This window comes from Aquimarina sp. RZ0 (assembly GCF_008370685.1).
Classification (GTDB): domain Bacteria; phylum Bacteroidota; class Bacteroidia; order Flavobacteriales; family Flavobacteriaceae; genus Aquimarina.
In genome coordinates this window covers 12,122-29,608 of sequence record NZ_VTZU01000019.1, presented here as the reverse complement: position 1 = coordinate 29,608, position 17,487 = coordinate 12,122, and the positions used below count along the sequence as shown (strand labels likewise).

Sequence of the window (17,487 nt, the reverse complement as noted above, 5' to 3'; positions counted from 1 at the left end):
TATTATAGATTATTACGCTTTAGCATATCGGGATAGAGTTCATCCTCAACCCACATAAAGTTAGGGAATATGCGAATTATTTTTTCATAACATAATTTGGCTAGTTGTATTTGATCAGTAGCCTCATATGCTTGCCCCAAAGCAGTCATTGTGTTGATATACATCCAATTACTAACAACTAGCCCTTGTTTTTCAAAGCTTTTAACTGCTTTTATGTAGTATTTAATAGCTTTGGTCTTATCACCGCCAAAAACTGATGGTCGATAATACATTGAGTTTCCTTTTTCAATATTCCCTTGAATATTCTCTGGATCCAGTTCGATAGATTTGTCTATATACCTCATACTTCTCCTACCTAAATAAACAGCCTTAAAATTTGAGATACCAATCGTAAAAGCAATGTAAGCTCCTTTATATGCCAGTAAGGTTGCGTTTTCGGGTGATTCATCTAATAACTTATCAATAATTTTCTCTGATTTATCTATATACTCCTCAGCAGTGTCGTATTTTTCTGCTCCAATTAACCAAGCTGTATAACCGTAGTAATAACTAATAAGCTCCAACTGTTCCTCTAGACTGTTCGAATTTACATTTTTTTCACACGAATGCATTAATTCATACCACTTATCCATTTTACCTCGTGAATAGGCTTTATAAATCTGATCGCGATAGGGACTTTGAGAAAAGCCCAATTGTACTGAAAACAACAAAATGCTGATTACAATTACAAATCTTGTAATATATTTCTGTCTTTCCATATTAGTTTCTTCTGTTTGTTATTTATGAGTCCTTTAATTATTATTAAAAGAAATACAATGTGCTGAGGTAGGACCAAAAGTAAGTTTTGGAGGATCGATTGTTGACTTGCTAACATTACAAAAAATCGAATACATACAATACCTCCAAGATATGCAATTAACCACCACAAGCCCATATATAAATACACCACAAATGGAGCAATGGTCGTTAAAATTCCAAAAGAAATAGTTATTAATACACTATTCCCAAAAAATTGAAATATGTTTTTTATAAATCCTTCAATAGCATCATCTAATCCAACGTACATTCGGCAAGAAATATCGTTATCTCCTAAACGCGTATCACTGGCAAGACCTTTTTCTTTAAATAATCTTATAATAGCGATGTCTTCTACTTTGTTTGATTTATATTTTTCATGAGGCCAGATCGCCTTATAAGTAGTTGCTCTAAACATCATGAATTGCCCATTAGCAGCCGAAAAAATTTTGTTCTTTGACTTGCGAATTAGGTAAATAGGCAGTATACTCAACAAAACCCAGTTCATTAGAGGTACCGAAACTCTTTCTCCAAAAGATTTTACTATCTGTTTTGGAAATATAGATAACAAATGAAGTTCGTATTTCTGAAGATAGCTAATACTGCGCTTGATTACGTCTTTTTTTACGCTTACATCTGCATCTAAAAAGAGTAATATATCACCAGTAGCAGCTTGTGCTAATTGGTGACAGGCATGATTCTTACCTAACCAACCTTGCGGAAGTACATCTCCATTTACTAGTGTAATATTAGATGTACGTGCCGCCCAATCCCTGATAATGCTTTCCGTTTTATCTGTAGAGTGGTCGTTGTAAACAATAATTTCGAGCTTACTATGCTCAAATGTAGATAATTGTTCTAATAAAGTTCCTATGTTTTCTTCCTCATTGCGAGCGGGTATTAAAATCGAAACATGGGACTCCAACATTAATGGAGTCACTTTTGGTAAATAAGCAAACGAAAGATAATTAATAAATGCGACCAGCAATCTGATAACAAGCAAGGTTATTAAAAAATAACAAAAATAAATCATCTTACACCTTGTTTTATAAAGCATGTTTTTGCAAAACGATTAAATTCTCGTTCTACATCCTCAGCTTTTGTATTTGTACTTATATTTACAGTATGTGTTTCATAATACACACACATATCAGGCCTTAGTTTAGTTCCATAATTAATAAGGTTAACATTATAGACTAATTGGAAATCATTTTTTGTATTTTCCAAAACATGAGAAAGCAGGCCTTTTTCAAAAGTAAACTCTTGTGTATATATGCTGCTAATCTTTCCTTGTGGAAAAAACAAAAACAGGTTCTCTGTATCCCGTAACATTTCAACAGCATAATCAAGGCTGGCAATACTTGAGCGCTTACCTTTGCTAATTGAACTGGCTCCAATTTTGGTTAATATCATGTTTTTACTCAGTTCCTTTTCTAACATCATGAAATTAAATCTTCGTTTAAAAATTTTGAGATTTAGTAAAATTTGAATAAAGCCGTCATAAAACGAAAAGTGATTACTGATCATAAGAATAGGAAGTCCTTTTTCTTCATACTGACCTCTATACTTAACACTGCTAAAAAAAAAGCCAATCAGTATTTTTGTATAATAATTAGAAAAAATCACCCAGAATTTATTATGATTTGCTCGTATCATTTTTTAGTATAAATATGGTGAATAACTAAAACTACAAAAAAACAGAATTGCACAAAAAACAACCACCGCGCAGGTCTATTATGTGTATTTACCTTAAATTTCTGAATCGCCCAATTAAAAATTAAAGCTAATAGAAACCAGACTGCATAGTTATTTATAGGCGGATCGTTTTTTGAAAATACCCATAAGTCCATTAAGGGAGCTGCCTTTTCGAGTAAGATATCGTATAGTACCATTAGAGATGCTGCACCTACAATAATCAGAATATTTTTTGATGTATATCTAGAGATAATACCGTTGGAAGCATACGTTAAGAAAACCCAATTAAGACCAATGATAACAGGTACATCAACTATTTTGATCCCCAGCCCTCTACCATATGTATACTCCCCAAATAGTTCACCGGTTGCTACGCCAATAATTTCGGCTATAATACTTAGTATAAAAATACTTGTCAAAACAGAAATCGCTTTTATATTCCATCCTTTATGATGTAAAAAGACAGCCATCGAAACTAAAATCAGCGTATAAGGTGTAATTAGTATAAATAAATTATAGGTGAAAGGCATAAAATATAAAACCAGTCCCACACAGTAAAAAACTATAAAAGTTATTGGCAGTCCTTCGTTAACACTATATTTAATTATCCGATTCATCTGCTAAGCGGGTGTTTCATTAGCAATAATTTTTGCAATTGGTATTGCCCCAGGAGACACATTTCTTTCAAATACAGGAGCGTCATATGCTTTGCCCGCAAACCTGCAAGTTGTAGCCAAACCATCAATTCCGGAACCAACCACCACAACCTTCATCCGTTTTTAGTTTTTTTAGATCTCATTTCAAAAATATGAGTCAGCGCCAATGGTGATAAAAGCAATGAGAAATTATAAAACATATCTTCAAACGGAATTGAAAGAATACGAATTCCAAGCATTTCCTGAGGGTTATAATCAAAAACAGCTTGTTCAATTCCTGTACCTGTTAAGATTCCGTTTATAATAAAAAATGGAATTAGCAAAATCGGGTATATTGCTAAATAGTACTGCACTACTTCTCTGGTAAAATAATAACTTAGTAAAAGTATCGCTGGCAAAACGAGGAAATTAACAAAAGTATAGGTGAGATCTCGATGTAACAATGAAATCATAAGAGATAAGACCACAATTAGAAAAGTTAAAACTTTTGTCCATTGCTCATTTAACTTGAATTTTGGAAAATGAAATTGAACAGCGTAAAATGAGAACGAACAAGCGTATGGAATGGCTATAAAAAACAGATATTCTTCTAAAGGAAGTTTATTTATATAAATGCCTGAATTATAAGTTGGGTTAAAAAACCAGCATCCCATATGGGTAAAGATGATATCCCAAGTGACAAAAACAAGCATCGTTATTAAGATTGCAGGAATTAGATACTTCCAGCGCTTATAGAGTCTGAGATTTTTCTCAAAACTCAAAGCTAGAGGCCCGGCAAGAGAAATAATAAGTATAATTAGGTAGAGTGACATAGTTCTTAATTTTATTGTGCTCTATGTCAATTTAAGTTTATTACTTATATAAATAGAGGCTAATGTCCATATTTTGGATCTATTAGGTATTCGAATTCGTTGATTCAGCAATTTCTCTACAGGAGTGCTCTCTATCTTGGTTGTAAGTTTAGAATAATAAAGATAGGCGGCATATACTCCGTTTTTTGAATTGTCAGGCAGTTCTTTAATTCCCTCTAAAGCAATTCTGAAATCTTCGTAAATATATTCGATAATTTTTTTCTTGATATTTTCAGATAACTCGTTATCCCTTAAGATTGGAAAATAGATACGGTGCAACTGATTTATGTCGTCATTGATATCCCGTAAGAAATTTACTTTCTGAAAAGCAGAGCCCAAACGCATAGCTGCCGGTTTTAAAGCCTGATAGCGTTCTTCATCTCCATTAACAAAAACCTTAAGACACATCAGACCCACTACATCAGCCGATCCGTATATGTACGCTTTAATCTCCTCATCATTAAACTCTTTCTTTGATAAATCACTACGCATGCTTTTTAAGAAAGCCTGTATCAGTTCATCATTAATATTGTACTTACGAACAGTTATCTGAAACGAATTGAGTATTGGATTAAGACTTATACCTTGATTATAGGCTCGGTAATAGTCCTCTTCAAAATTCGAAAACAAAGTAACCTTGTCATAATCGTGAAATGTATCAACAATCTCATCAGCAAAACGCACAAAACCATAAATACTAAAGATACTGTCTCTTATTGATTTATCAAACAATCTAATACCCATTGAAAACGAAGTGCTATAATTTTGTGTAGCAATTTTACTACACTTAAATGATACTTCATCAAACAATTCCTTCATTTATCCCTGTTTATTTTTTTTATGCAATTTCACGGTTGATTCCATATAATTATCATCCCTACCTAAAAGAAGTACCTCAGTCTTTCCCCCTACAAGAAAGGCACGTATCTAAATAGGTAGTTAAGTATTAAAACTACTTAATTCTTGTTATTTTTGGATTTTGATAAGTTAATGTTTTTGCTAAAGTAATCATCTTTTTCAAACTCGCCTACTTTTTAAATAAGCAATTATACTATTACACAAACCTTTCCGGGTGTAGATTAGCTGTCTTTTTATAGCTTACTACCAAAATGTTGGAATTGTTTTTATGAAAAAAATATCTCTGAATAGTATAAAATAAATATCGTCAATACGAAAAAAAAGCTCGATAAAATAAACGCAAATAAAGAAGAAGTAAGTGCTTCTATAATGCCAGGGAAAATAGCCTAAAGTATACTACTTGTATCTTAATCGAATACAAAACTTGTATAAAGTAAGAGTCTGATACAGAGTTTTGAGTTGGACTTATTTAAAAAGCATACTATTCTACCATCTGGTTGGAGAATTAAAGTACTCGATAACAAGAATTATAATTTAATTTCAGACTAAATACAGATAACCTCCATAACCCCCTTACGGTCTATGGTTAACAAATACCATTAGGGAACAAATTCAAAAAAACTATCCTATAATTTTAAGCTTGGCAAATCGTAGTAATAATTTCTTTAATCCACCATTTTCAAAATTAATTTCAGCTTTCTTATCTTGCCCAACACCTTCAATTTGAATAATTTTCCCTTTCCCAAAACGCATATGCTCGACAATGATTCCTGGTATAAGATCTCCATCAAACAGGTTTGTTTTTGATCCGTTCTCTTCTCCATTTGACATGGGTCTTAGTTTTCTCAACTTTCGCAATTGTTCTTCTGAAGGCTTATGAGATACCGGCGGAGAACCAGACACTGGTTTCTTAAGCCTTAATTTACTCTTATCAACTTCTCCAAAAATATCTGTATTCATCAATGGTTTATATCGATACGTATCAATTGGAGTAATATATTCCAGATACTCAGGATCTATTTCTTCTATAAAACGACTTGGTTCTGCATCAACAAGTTTACCCCATCGATATCTGGATTGTGTATAGGTAAGATATGCTTGTTTTTCTGCTCTTGTGAGTGCCACATAAAACAATCTTCTTTCTTCTTCTAATTCTGATCTGGTATTCATGCTCATACCAGAAGGGAATAGATCTTCTTCCATTCCTACAATATATACATATGGGAATTCTAAACCTTTTGCCAGATGTATTGTCATAAGCGCAACTCTATCATCATCTCCTGTATCCTGATCAAGATCTGTAGCCAGTGCAACATCTTCTAAAAACTCTGCCAGCGAACCTGTTTCATCAGCCAGTTCCTTTTGTTCTTCTACAAAATCACGAATACCATTTAACAACTCTTCAATATTTTCTATACGTGCAATACCTTCTGGCGTTCCATCTTTTTTAAGCTCCTGAAGTAAACCTGTATTTTTAGCAACCATTTCTGATAATACAAAAGCATCAGAAGTTTGATTAGTGACCTGAAAACTTTTGATCATATTCATGAAGTTTTCCAGCCTTGTTTTGGTTCCACTATTGATTTTTAAATTAATACGATCCAGATTTTCTATAATTTCAAAAATCGGACGATCATAATGATTTGCAGCAACCACCAATTTATCCACTGTAGTTCCACCAATTCCTCTTGCAGGGTAATTAATCACACGTTTTAGCGCTTCTTCATCTTTAGGATTAATAATCAATCGCAAATAGGCCAATACATCTTTTATCTCTTTTCGTTGATAAAAGGATAAACCTCCATAAATCCTATACTTAATATCACGCTTTCTCAGTGCATCTTCCATTGCACGTGACTGTGCATTGGTTCTATATAGTATAGCAAACTGACCGTTTGTTAACTGATGCTGCATTTGATTTTCAAAAATAGAACTTGCAACAAAACGTCCCTCATCCCCATCTGTCAATAATCGATTTACAAGAATTTTGGGCCCTGGATCATTTGCTGTCCACACCACCTTGTCCAGTTTTGTTTTATTTTTATCAATAATGGAATTTGCAGCTTCAACAATATTTTTTGTAGATCGGTAATTTTGCTCTAGTCTATATTGCTGTACATTAGCATAATCTTTCTGAAAATTAAGGATATTATTAATATTTGCTCCACGAAAAGCATAGATACTTTGAGCATCATCTCCCACTACACAAATATTCTGAAATTTATCCGATAAAGCCTTTACAATAAGATATTGCGAGTGATTTGTATCCTGATACTCGTCTACCAAAATATATCTAAAACGATTTTGATATTTTGCTAATACCTCTGGAAAACGATTTAATAATTCGTTAGTTTTTAAGAGTAAATCATCAAAATCCATCGCTCCTGCCTTAAAACAACGCTCTACATAGTGTCCATAGATCTCCCCCATTCTTGGACGCTTAGCCATTGCATCTGCTTCTACCAGTTCAGGATTTTGAAAATATGCTTTTACAGTAATCAGATTATTTTTATATGAAGAAATACGAGATTGTACCTGTTTATATTTATAAATATCCTTATCTAAGCCCATTTCCTTAATTACAGAAGCAATTAATCGTTGAGAATCTTGTGTATCGTATATAGTAAAATTAGAAGGGTATCCTAACTTATCTGCTTCAATTCTAAGGATTTTAGCAAAAATAGAATGAAAAGTTCCCATCCATAGATTTTTTGCCTCAGTAGTACCTACTATATCAGCAATACGTTTCTTCATTTCACGTGCTGCCTTATTCGTAAAGGTTAAAGACAATATATTAAATGAATCTACACCTTGATTCATAAGATACGCAATCCTATAGGTAAGTACCCTTGTTTTTCCAGAACCTGCTCCGGCAATCACAATCATTGGGCCATCTTTTTGTAATACAGGTGCCCGCTGCGCATCATTTAATCCTGCTAAATATTCTTCCAAATCTGCATTAATTTTAAAGATGGAAATTTAAGGAAAGAATAATGGTTATGGAAGTATCTGAAGATTTACTTATAAACAACCTATAACCGAATAAAATGGATATTACAAAACAAAGTTGTGCATTAAAAAATCATTTTTTTTCAGACAATTTCATTCACTTACTGATTATAAATTAAGTTTTTTCATACTTTTCAAAAAATAAAAATGTTAAAAACCAGATTAAAATCAAATAAAACAGATTAAATACGTATTTTTATAAATACCAAGAAAATACAATAACCCCAAAAACTTTCATTATGACCCCGATTATGAATGTACAAACAATAGAAAAAGAGCAAATCAAATTCCTGACATTTCCTAAACAAGATGTGCTGTCCAAAAGAAAAGATCAGATTGATCGTATTCTTGAGCTTCAACGCGCCTTATCATTAGGCAATCTGGAACGACAAAAAGTAAGAATCGTTTTTGTAGATAGTGCAGGGATTAAAAAAGTAGAAACCACCATATGGGGAATCACTGATAAAGAAGTAATATTAAAACAAGCTACTATCATTCCGCTAGAAAGAATAATCAGCATTAGATAAGATTTAAGTTTTATTGCGTTAAAAACCCTTAGCATCTTTTAATCAAAGTGTTGAGGGTTTTTTTATACCCTAAAATATTTTTTAACTTTCCTTTAATAGATTTTTGAATATCTTTAGAAACAAAAAAACAATTGAAACACATAGTTCTATGCTTTCTCGTTTTATTGCCAGGATTAGTCTTTTGTCAAAAAGAAAAAACAGTAGAAGGTACCATCCCTAAATATGGTAATACTTATATAGTGAACAATCCCGATTTTAAAACCGATATCCTCAATGATTTAAAAGTAGTTTTTGATGTAGGAAGATCTTTTGGAGATAGTACCAAACTAAATCCTCTTATAAATACAGCCGCCAGATATCTAAATATGCATCTAAATGCGAATGTCCCCGAGAAGAACCTTAAAGTGGCTTTGGTAATTCATGGAAATGCAATCAATGATGTTTTGAATAATACACAATATAAAACTAGGTTTACTATCGATAATCCCAATACTCCATTACTATCTGCACTTTCAGATAAAGGAGTACAGATTATAGTATGTGGACAAACAGCTGCGCACAGAAATATTACTAAAACTAATGTACATCCAGATATACAAATAGCATTATCAGCTATGACCGCTCTGGTACAATTACAAAATAAAGGCTATAAACTCATTAATTTTTAACCCCTAATGCTTATGAAAAATAATACACTTATCATACTACTCCTATTTTGTTTTAGCATACAAGCACAAAAAATAGATCCCGAAATCAAAAAGATGTCAGAAGATATTGAAAGTAAAGTTATAGCATGGCGAAGGGATTTTCATCAAAACCCAGAACTCTCTAATCGTGAATTTGAAACGGCAAAAAAAATAGCAAAACATCTTACGAGTTTAGGTTTTGAAGTAACAGAAAAAGTTGCAAAAACAGGTGTTGTCGCCGTTCTTAGAGGAAATACCAAAGGAAAAACTGTAGCACTTAGAGCAGACATAGATGCCCTTCCTGTTACTGAGCGTACAGATATAGCATTTAAATCTACCGTCAAAACAACATTTCTGGATACAGAGGTAGGTGTAAGTCACGCCTGTGGTCACGATACCCATATTGCAATTCTTATGGGAGTCGCAGAAGTATTGAGTAAAAATAAAGATAAAATAAAAGGAACTGTAAAATTTATTTTTCAACCAGCTGAAGAAGGACCTCCTCCAGGAGAAGATGGTGGAGCAAAGCTTATGATCAAAGAAGGCGTATTAAAAAACCCGGATGTTGATGCCATTTTTGGTTTGCATATTAATTCTGGCACTCCTGTAGGAATGATTCGGTACAAACCAGGAGGTACTATGGCAGCAGTAGAACGTTTTGTTATTGATGTAAAAGGAAAACAAACTCATGGATCTGCACCCTGGACCGGAGTTGATCCTATATTAATCTCGGCCAAAATTATCGATGGATTACAAACCATCATCAGTAGAGAATCCCCATTGGTTGATGAAGCCGCTGTAATCACGGTTGGAAAAATCACTAGTGGAGTTCGGTTTAATATCATTCCAGAAAGTGCAGAGATGATCGGAACCGTTAGAACATTAGACCCGGAAATGCGCAAAATGATTATCCAGAGAATGAATGAAATGGTTCCTGCCATTGCAAAAGCTTATGGCGGTGAAGCCGTAATTACATTTCAGAATAATACATCTATCACCTACAATGATCCTGAGTTGGTTAAAAAAATGTTACCCACAATCAAAGGAGTTGCAGGAGAAGACAATGTGATTTTATCCAAAGCTACCACGGGTGGTGAGGATTTTTCGTATTTTCAGGAGGTCGTTCCTGGTTTTTATTTCTTTTTAGGAGGAAAATCGCCAGAAACTAAAAAAGTTACTTCTCACCATACTCCCGATTTTTATATTGACGAAAGTGGATTGTTATTAGGTGTTAAAGTAATGTCTCAACTAGCGTTAGATTATCTAAGCGCTCAATAATTATAAGTATATTATGGAAGTTATGACAGATTTCTTAAGTTCAGTTCCCTGGTGGGTATGGGTTTTGATAGTATTAGGCATTATTACTATTAGAGATATCTTTTTTAATAGAAAACATACAATAAGTCATAATTTTCCTCTTATCGGACATCTTAGATATTTATTAGAGAGTATTGGTCCAGAAATGAGACAGTATTTTGTAGCTAATAATAGAGAAGAACTACCTTTTAATAGAATAGAAAGAAGTTGGGTATATGCTTCTTCAAAAAATGAAAACAATTATGAAGGCTTTGGAACTGACTGCAATATCTACGAACATCAACACGTTTTTATAAAAAATTGCCTGATCCCATATCAAATGGATGCAGAACATCCTAACAGAAAAGATAAGACTTTTTTACCTTGTGCCAAAGTTATAGGAGCTTATAACAAGCGTAAAAAACCGTATCGCCCTGCATCTGTTATTAATGTTTCTGCTATGAGTTTTGGTTCTTTATCTGCCAAAGCTGTAGAGTCATTGAATATAGGAATCAGAAAAGCAGGAGCTTATCATAATACTGGAGAAGGAGGTCTCTCTCCATATCATAGTAATGGTGGAGATGTAATTTTTCATTTTGGAACTGGTTATTTTGGTGTCCGAAGTGAAGATGGAAACTTTTCTATGAAGAAAATGAAGGAATTGGTAACCAATAACCCTTTTATCAGAGCCATAGAAATTAAGCTTTCGCAAGGTGCAAAACCAGGAAAAGGCGGTGTCTTACCTGGTGCAAAAATCACTCCTCAAATTGCAAAAATACGAGGTGTAGAAGTTGGTAAAGATGTATTATCACCATCATCTCATAAGGCTTTTAAAAATGTCCCTGAGCTATTACAATTCATAGAAGATATTGCAAATGAAACAGGCTTACCCGTAGGCATCAAGGCTGCTATAGGAAAAACAGAACAGTGGGAACTACTAGCAGAATTAATGGTTTCTTCTAATAGAGGACCTGATTTTATTACTATTGATGGTGGTGAAGGAGGTACCGGTGCGGCACCTCCTAGCTTTGCAGATCACGTTTCCTTACCCTGGATATATGGGTTTACTGCGATTTATAAGATATTTCAGAGACATAACCTTACAGATAGAGTTGTTTTTATTGGCAGTGGTAAACTGGGATTTCCTGCAAAAGCCGCTATGGCTTTTGCAATGGGAGTAGATTGTATCAATGTAGCACGAGAGGCAATGATGAGTATCGGGTGCATACAAGCACAAGTATGTCATACCAATAGATGTCCTAGTGGAATAGCTACACAAAGTACTTGGTTACAAAAAGGAATTGATATACCTTTAAAATCTGATCGACTTGCTCAGTATTTTAAAACATTCAGAAAAGAACTTATAGAAATTACCCACGCAGCAGGTTATGAGCATCCTTGCCAGTTTACTATGAAAGATGTAGATGTGAATGTAGATGATGGAGAATTAACCAAAACATTAGAAGATTCATTTCAATACACAAAAACACCTGTTTCTTACACTTGTGCCATGGATTTAAAAGATTGTACGTATCTTGGTGGCCATTATAAACAGTCTATTACCAATTAAAGCAAAATCCAACCAAAGCTTATAAGATTAACGGTGTCGTTAAAGATTTTTTACACAGTGCTAAAATAATTTTATTGACAATTAAAAGAATACACAAAACCAATGAAACTCGAAATTCTACCTTTATTAATATCATTAATACCTTCTTTATTCCTTACCTTATTAGCATTATACTATTTTAAACTGCATACAGATAATGAAGAAAAAAGACGTAGATATTTAATGCACAAAGACAATCAAAAACAGTCTTTACCATTACGTCTCCAGGCTTATGAGCGTATGGCTCTTTTTTTAGAACGTATTTCCCCTGGCAAGCTATTACTAAGAACTACACCATTGGATGATGATATAAAAAGCTACGAATCATTATTAATAAATACTATAGAGCAAGAGTTTGATCATAATCTAACACAGCAAATCTATATCTCTGATGAATGCTGGAATATTGTAAAATCAGCTAAAAACGGTACAATTGCCCTTATCAGAAAAACGATATTAAAAGAAGAAGTAGATTCTGTTGATAAAATGAGACAAACTATACTTACAGAGATTGTAGAAAAGGGATCTCCAAGTGATTCTGCATTAACAGCTATAAAAAGAGAAGTAGAAGATTTGTGGTAACTGTAACTTGCTTAGGTTATCCTTCTTAAGTATCGTAAAAAAGGATCTACACCATTTTTTACCTGAATGTACTGTAAAATAAAAGTATGCTTTTTTATAATTTATGGCAAATGTCAGCTTACACATTCAGTAAATTTTCTAAGTATTACTTTAATAATTTATTCTGGATAATTAAATTGAATTTATTCTAAAATAGAATTCATTTCTTATAAATAACTGAAAGTCAACAGCAAATTTATAACCACTCTGAAATCTTGTTTACACAGTGGTAAATTAAATATATTCCTAAATTAAAGCAACTTTCTTGCCTTGAATATCTCGATTAAGAGATATTTTTATATTTAATAGTCATTAGTTGTTTAGCTATAACTTTGCTTTATTTAACCCGTTTTTATGTATTGGAACTTTGCGATGAAGCTTTCAGGCGCAATAAAATATCGCATTTTCTAAGTTTTAGCATAGCACCGCTATGGTTAAACTTAACAATGTAGCGCAGCATTATATTTTGCAGTAGCTGAAAGCTGTAATGGATTTTTCCAATGCATACAGCAGGTTTAATACGATTTATAACTAAAAATTTCGCATATTCATCGTTTCTTTTTCCTTTCTACTTCGTTTAAAAAATAAACCGTAGCTATAGCTATGCTTGATTTTTTTGCCTTGCATAAAGAAAAAATAATTCAATGAATTTATACGAATTTTTTAATCACAAATCGTATAACTATTTATTTAGTAAAATCTAATTCAATACATTCTTGCAAAGTACCACAAGAAGATTCAGCTTCAAAACAGATTTCATACGTTCCTCACTCTGTAAGATAACTAACATATGGAAAAATAACAGATCGTGTTAGCGAAGTTGAAGGTACTGCAAATCCATCAATTGACCAGGTAATTGTTTCACGCATACCACTTACAAGTAAAAAAGCTCCTTGAGCATCTATAACTCTCAAACTAGGATAGTCAATAAGATCTATTTCACAATTTTTTAGAGGCGCTTTATCAAAATCATTTGTTGATAGATTTTCAATATTGTTTATACTATCAAGATCTTGCTCTATTGTATCTCCTTTTTCACAAGAAGTGAGGGCAACCATAACAAATAGGCTAGTAAAGAATTTTTAATTTTTTTGCCGCAATGAGAAATATCAGCTTACAGGTCGTCTAAAAAATTAATTTTACTTGTAAATATAATCCTACCTAAGTCAACCATTTATCTTGCCAACACGCCCCATAATTATTTCTAAAGTCATATACAGCAGTTGCTTAAGGACTAAAAAATAAGATTCTTAACATATATTTTCCGAAACTTTATAAGCTAAGGCTTCAATCTTACAAATAATAAATAAGATTATTTTCAGTTATAGTTTTGTTTTTAATTCTAAAATTAGATTTTAGAATTACCTTAATTTGCATTAGAATAATACCACAAAAAGATTTTTTATAAACGTCTTTTTAAAATTACAGTAATTTAATTATAATTGGTTGATCTTACTCCCTCCTCCTTCTTTTGCTTGTTAAGTATATTATTGTTACAGACATAAAATGTCTGTAACACATAAATATGCTTTAATAAATCGAAATTGTAAATTTTACCTTAACAAACTGATAAACAAACTCTTATGAAATCTTTATGCATTTTAAAAAATTATGTAATCAGAGCATTAGTCTCCAGAAAAAATGTACTCCTTCTTCCCTACTCACTACTTCTTTTTACTTTATTAGTTTTTGACAGTGGAATAGCCCAAGAATACGTACCCTATCAATTGGGAAACGAAAAGGAATTCAGTTATAACTTATTGGCTAAAAAATCCAGCAGTATTTCTCTTCAAATATCAGAAAGTGAGGCGCTTCAAGGAGTCGTCAATCTACAAGATGGTACTATGGATTCATATAGTATTGCCGGAAGTATACAAAATGAGGAAAATGCATTTTTTAATATCTCTAAAAGTAATGGAATTGTAAAAGGACAAATTGTTCTTTATAAGCAGAAAAGAGCCTTTGAATACTATTCTAATGATACGAATGAGATAATGATAAAAGAAACAGACATTAATAAGGTGCTTTGTATTGATTTAAAGAAGGTTGACAATAAAGAAGCTGACCAGAAAACGATCATGTCTAAGAGACTTCCGGACTTACAAAGTTTACCTGGAGCCGTAGCTACCGTGTATCTTGATTTTGATGGAGAGGTAGTAAGTGGAACGAGATGGGCTGGTGGAGCCACTATAAATGCTGTCCCTTCTGGATTTAGTGATGAAAAAATCACAAATATATGGAGAATTATGGCTGAGGATTTCAGACCGTTTAATATTAACATAACAACCAATAGAGATATTTTTGAAGCGGCTCCTGTTAATCGTAGAATGATGTGTATTTTTACGTCTACAGACACAGCTGCTCCCGGATCTGGCGGTGTAGCCTTTTTAAATTCTTTTTCTTCTAATAGAAACGATGATCCATGTTGGGCATATAATTCTTCTACCAGATCAGCTGGAGAAACTGGCTCTCATGAAGTAGGGCATACACTCGGATTATCTCATGATGGTGTTCCTGGTAATCAATATTATGCCGGTCATGGAGACTGGAGTCCCATTATGGGATGGAGCGTTAGCAAACCTATTGGTCATTGGAGTAAAGGAGAATATAATAATGCTACTACCAATCAGGATGATTTAGCAATTATATCTAGTGACCGTAATGGGTTTGGATATAAGCAAGATGATCACGGTAACACACTTACCGAAGCTAGTGAAATTGTTGTAAACGCAACAGGAGAAGTAAATGCTACACAAAATGCTGGTATAATATCTATAAGAGAAGATAAAGATGTCTTTTCTTTTATCACCTCTGGTGGTGAAATCAAATTTGATATTGAGCCAGATCCCTTTTATCCTAATCTGAATATAGAAGCTAAAATTATAAACGCGCAAGGAGAGGAAATTGAAATCTCCAGCCCAACTAGAGATCTTAGTGCAAGTATATCTGCTACTGTGGCGGGAGGAACTTACTTCTTACAAATTGATGGAGTTGGAGAAGGTAATTTGTCTACAGGATATTCTGATTATTCATCCATTGGTGCATATACAATATCTGGTTCATATGCTCCCGGAAATAACAACCAACCACCAGTTGCTAATTTTGAATCTACAAATGAATGCGATAAAGTAAGTTTTACAAGTACTTCGATCAATGCCGTGAATACCTATTTATGGGATTTTGGTGATGGTACCACTTCTACCTTACAAAATCCAGATCACGTATATACGCAAAACGGAACATACACTGTATCCCTTACTGTTACAAATGATATAGGTGCCAATACCAAAGAAAATAGTATCGATATTGCAATAGCATCCTTACCACAGAGTCTCGAAACTACCGCTTGTAATGGAGCATCGACTACAATAAATGTATCAGGAAGTAATGGGTATCTCTGGTATGAACAACCTGATGATACTACTATAATTGCAACAGGTAGTAGTTTTGTAACACCAGAACTTACAGCTACAACAACATATTATGTCTCAGGTACTACCAAACCTATTACAACCGCAGCAGTAGGTATTGAGAATATAAGCCCGAATGATGGTAGAATCCATCAAGGTGGGTTTAGCCTTCTTTTTGATGCAGAAGAACCTATACTGCTTAAAACAGCGACTATCGCAGCAGAAGGCTCAGGAAACAGAACCCTGGAACTTAAAAACGCATCAGGAGATATCTTAATCTCTAAAGAAATTAATATTCCTGATGGTGAAAATACTGTTGATATCAATATAACTATTCCTAAAGGAACTAACATGGAAATAGGTTTTACAGAAAATGCTAACTTATTTCGAAGTGATAAAAATGTAAACTATCCATATGAAGTATCAGATATTGTTAGCATAAAAAGAAGTACGGCGGGAAATGACCCTGAAACTTATTATTACTATCTATACAATTGGGAAATTACCACACTAGGAGAATGTGAAACAACAGAGCGTGCAGAAGTAACGGTAACGGTAGCAGATGCGCCAGAAACACCTACCATATCTCTGGATACAAATACAAATGAAATTACGGTAGCTCAACAATTTACTGCATACCAATGGTATTTGGATAATCAACCTATTGATGGAGCAACCAATGCTACACTTATTGCAGATAGGGAAGGAACCTATACACTAGAAGCTTTTAATGAGGATGGGTGTAGCTCTTTTTCTGAAAACATTGTAATAGACACCTTGTCAATAACTGATGTACTTTCTCCAATAGAATCAATTATTATTTACCCTAATCCCGTTAACGAAATTTTATATATAAACGGTTTAGATGGAATCAAAGACAAGATACAAAGCCTGAAAATAGTAAACACATTAGGTCAGGTAATCTCAACATATGATAATTCTTTTACTGAATTAGACACGAGCAATCTTGCAGAAGGACTCTATTTTTTAGTTCTCAATAATAAAACCAGTAAGAAATTTATCAAAACGTACTAGTTAGCCATCGTCCCCCCTACTTATTAGCTATACAGAAAGGACAAATAGCCTATTTTATATAGGTTATTTGTCTATTTTTTTACCAGTAAATCAGACCCCTGTGAACCTCACTAGACATTTATTGAAAAAAACATTTTTATTTCGAGGCAAGCCTCGGAGCATTTAAATCTCTATTATCGAGTAGATTATACCTCTGGAAACCACACTAGAGATTTATTAAAAAAACATTCGATTTCAAGGCTAGTATTTTAAATCCCGATTATCGACTACAATTTATTGGATATTCTTAAATACTATTTCCGATTTAAAATTATACAAGGCTTTGATGACATCAACATAAACTCAATCAAATTATTTTTTAAATCAGACGAGAATGAAAATTTATAGATAGTAGCGCTTTCAATGCTTTTTATTTGAAACCAAGATCGTGCAAAAAAAA

General features: G+C 33.2%; 15 protein-coding genes. 6 read left to right on the top strand and 9 right to left on the bottom strand.

Translation table 11 applies throughout. The features are described from left to right. Positions 1 to 2: 2 nt before the first annotated feature. The 8 genes from F0000_RS08995 to F0000_RS08965 form a co-directional block, all read right to left on the bottom strand. Positions 3 to 758 carry a M48 family metallopeptidase gene (locus F0000_RS08995; RefSeq protein WP_149624387.1) on the bottom strand — a complete coding sequence of 252 codons (756 nt, stop codon included), beginning with the start codon at positions 756 to 758 and terminating at the stop codon, positions 3 to 5. Further along, positions 725 to 1,828, bottom strand: coding sequence for a glycosyltransferase family 2 protein (locus F0000_RS08990; protein WP_188112065.1), 1,104 nt, complete (start codon positions 1,826 to 1,828; stop codon positions 725 to 727). The genes F0000_RS08995 and F0000_RS08990 overlap by 34 nt, the downstream gene beginning before the upstream one ends. Continuing rightward, the gene (locus F0000_RS08985; protein WP_149624385.1) at positions 1,825 to 2,451 is read right to left on the bottom strand and encodes a 1-acyl-sn-glycerol-3-phosphate acyltransferase; all 627 of its coding nucleotides are present in this window, start codon (positions 2,449 to 2,451) and stop codon (positions 1,825 to 1,827) included. Before F0000_RS08985 ends, F0000_RS08990 begins: the two co-directional genes overlap by 4 nt. Beyond that, positions 2,448 to 3,107 (bottom strand): carotenoid biosynthesis protein, encoded by a 660-nt coding sequence (locus F0000_RS08980; RefSeq protein ID WP_149624384.1) that lies wholly within the window; start codon positions 3,105 to 3,107, stop codon positions 2,448 to 2,450. Before F0000_RS08980 ends, F0000_RS08985 begins: the two co-directional genes overlap by 4 nt. A 3-nt stretch (positions 3,108 to 3,110) precedes the next feature. Next, on the bottom strand, positions 3,111 to 3,263 hold the full coding sequence (locus F0000_RS27675) for a hypothetical protein (RefSeq protein WP_188112064.1): 153 nt from the start codon (positions 3,261 to 3,263) through the stop codon (positions 3,111 to 3,113). Further along, entirely contained in the window at positions 3,260 to 3,958 is a 699-nt protein-coding gene (locus F0000_RS08975) for a lycopene cyclase domain-containing protein (protein ID WP_149624383.1), read from the bottom strand. The genes F0000_RS27675 and F0000_RS08975 overlap by 4 nt, the downstream gene beginning before the upstream one ends. 21 nt (positions 3,959 to 3,979) lie before the next feature. Continuing rightward, a complete protein-coding gene (locus F0000_RS08970; protein ID WP_149624382.1) occupies positions 3,980 to 4,816 on the bottom strand; it encodes a phytoene/squalene synthase family protein in 837 nt (278 codons plus the stop codon). Between the two features lie 660 nt (positions 4,817 to 5,476). Next, positions 5,477 to 7,807, bottom strand: a complete 2,331-nt coding sequence (locus tag F0000_RS08965; protein ID WP_149624381.1) for an ATP-dependent helicase — start codon at positions 7,805 to 7,807, stop codon at positions 5,477 to 5,479. A 296-nt stretch (positions 7,808 to 8,103) separates the two neighbouring features. On the opposite strand from F0000_RS08965, the gene F0000_RS08960 reads away from it, so the two are divergent. From F0000_RS08960 to F0000_RS08940, 5 genes are all read left to right on the top strand, one after another. Continuing rightward, a complete protein-coding gene (locus tag F0000_RS08960; protein WP_255452683.1) occupies positions 8,104 to 8,391 on the top strand; it encodes a hypothetical protein in 288 nt (95 codons plus the stop codon). A 131-nt stretch (positions 8,392 to 8,522) separates the two neighbouring features. Beyond that, positions 8,523 to 9,059, top strand: coding sequence for a DsrE family protein (locus F0000_RS08955; protein ID WP_188112063.1), 537 nt, complete (start codon positions 8,523 to 8,525; stop codon positions 9,057 to 9,059). A gap of 12 nt (positions 9,060 to 9,071) precedes the next feature. Then, the gene (locus F0000_RS08950) at positions 9,072 to 10,355 is read left to right on the top strand and encodes an amidohydrolase (RefSeq protein ID WP_149624379.1); all 1,284 of its coding nucleotides are present in this window, start codon (positions 9,072 to 9,074) and stop codon (positions 10,353 to 10,355) included. Between the two features lie 13 nt (positions 10,356 to 10,368). Next, a complete protein-coding gene (locus F0000_RS08945; protein ID WP_149624378.1) occupies positions 10,369 to 11,943 on the top strand; it encodes an FMN-binding glutamate synthase family protein in 1,575 nt (524 codons plus the stop codon). Positions 11,944 to 12,045: 102 nt separating this feature from the next. Beyond that, complete coding sequence (locus F0000_RS08940; RefSeq protein ID WP_149624377.1) at positions 12,046 to 12,564, top strand: hypothetical protein; 519 nt, start codon at positions 12,046 to 12,048, stop codon at positions 12,562 to 12,564. 806 nt (positions 12,565 to 13,370) lie between these two features. Here F0000_RS08940 and F0000_RS08935 read toward each other — a convergent pair. Continuing rightward, complete coding sequence (locus tag F0000_RS08935; RefSeq protein ID WP_149624376.1) at positions 13,371 to 13,661, bottom strand: hypothetical protein; 291 nt, start codon at positions 13,659 to 13,661, stop codon at positions 13,371 to 13,373. 525 nt (positions 13,662 to 14,186) lie between these two features. Between F0000_RS08935 and F0000_RS08930 the strand changes: the two genes are divergently transcribed. Next, positions 14,187 to 17,048 (top strand): PKD domain-containing protein, encoded by a 2,862-nt coding sequence (locus F0000_RS08930; RefSeq protein ID WP_149624375.1) that lies wholly within the window; start codon positions 14,187 to 14,189, stop codon positions 17,046 to 17,048. Positions 17,049 to 17,487 lie beyond the last annotated feature (439 nt).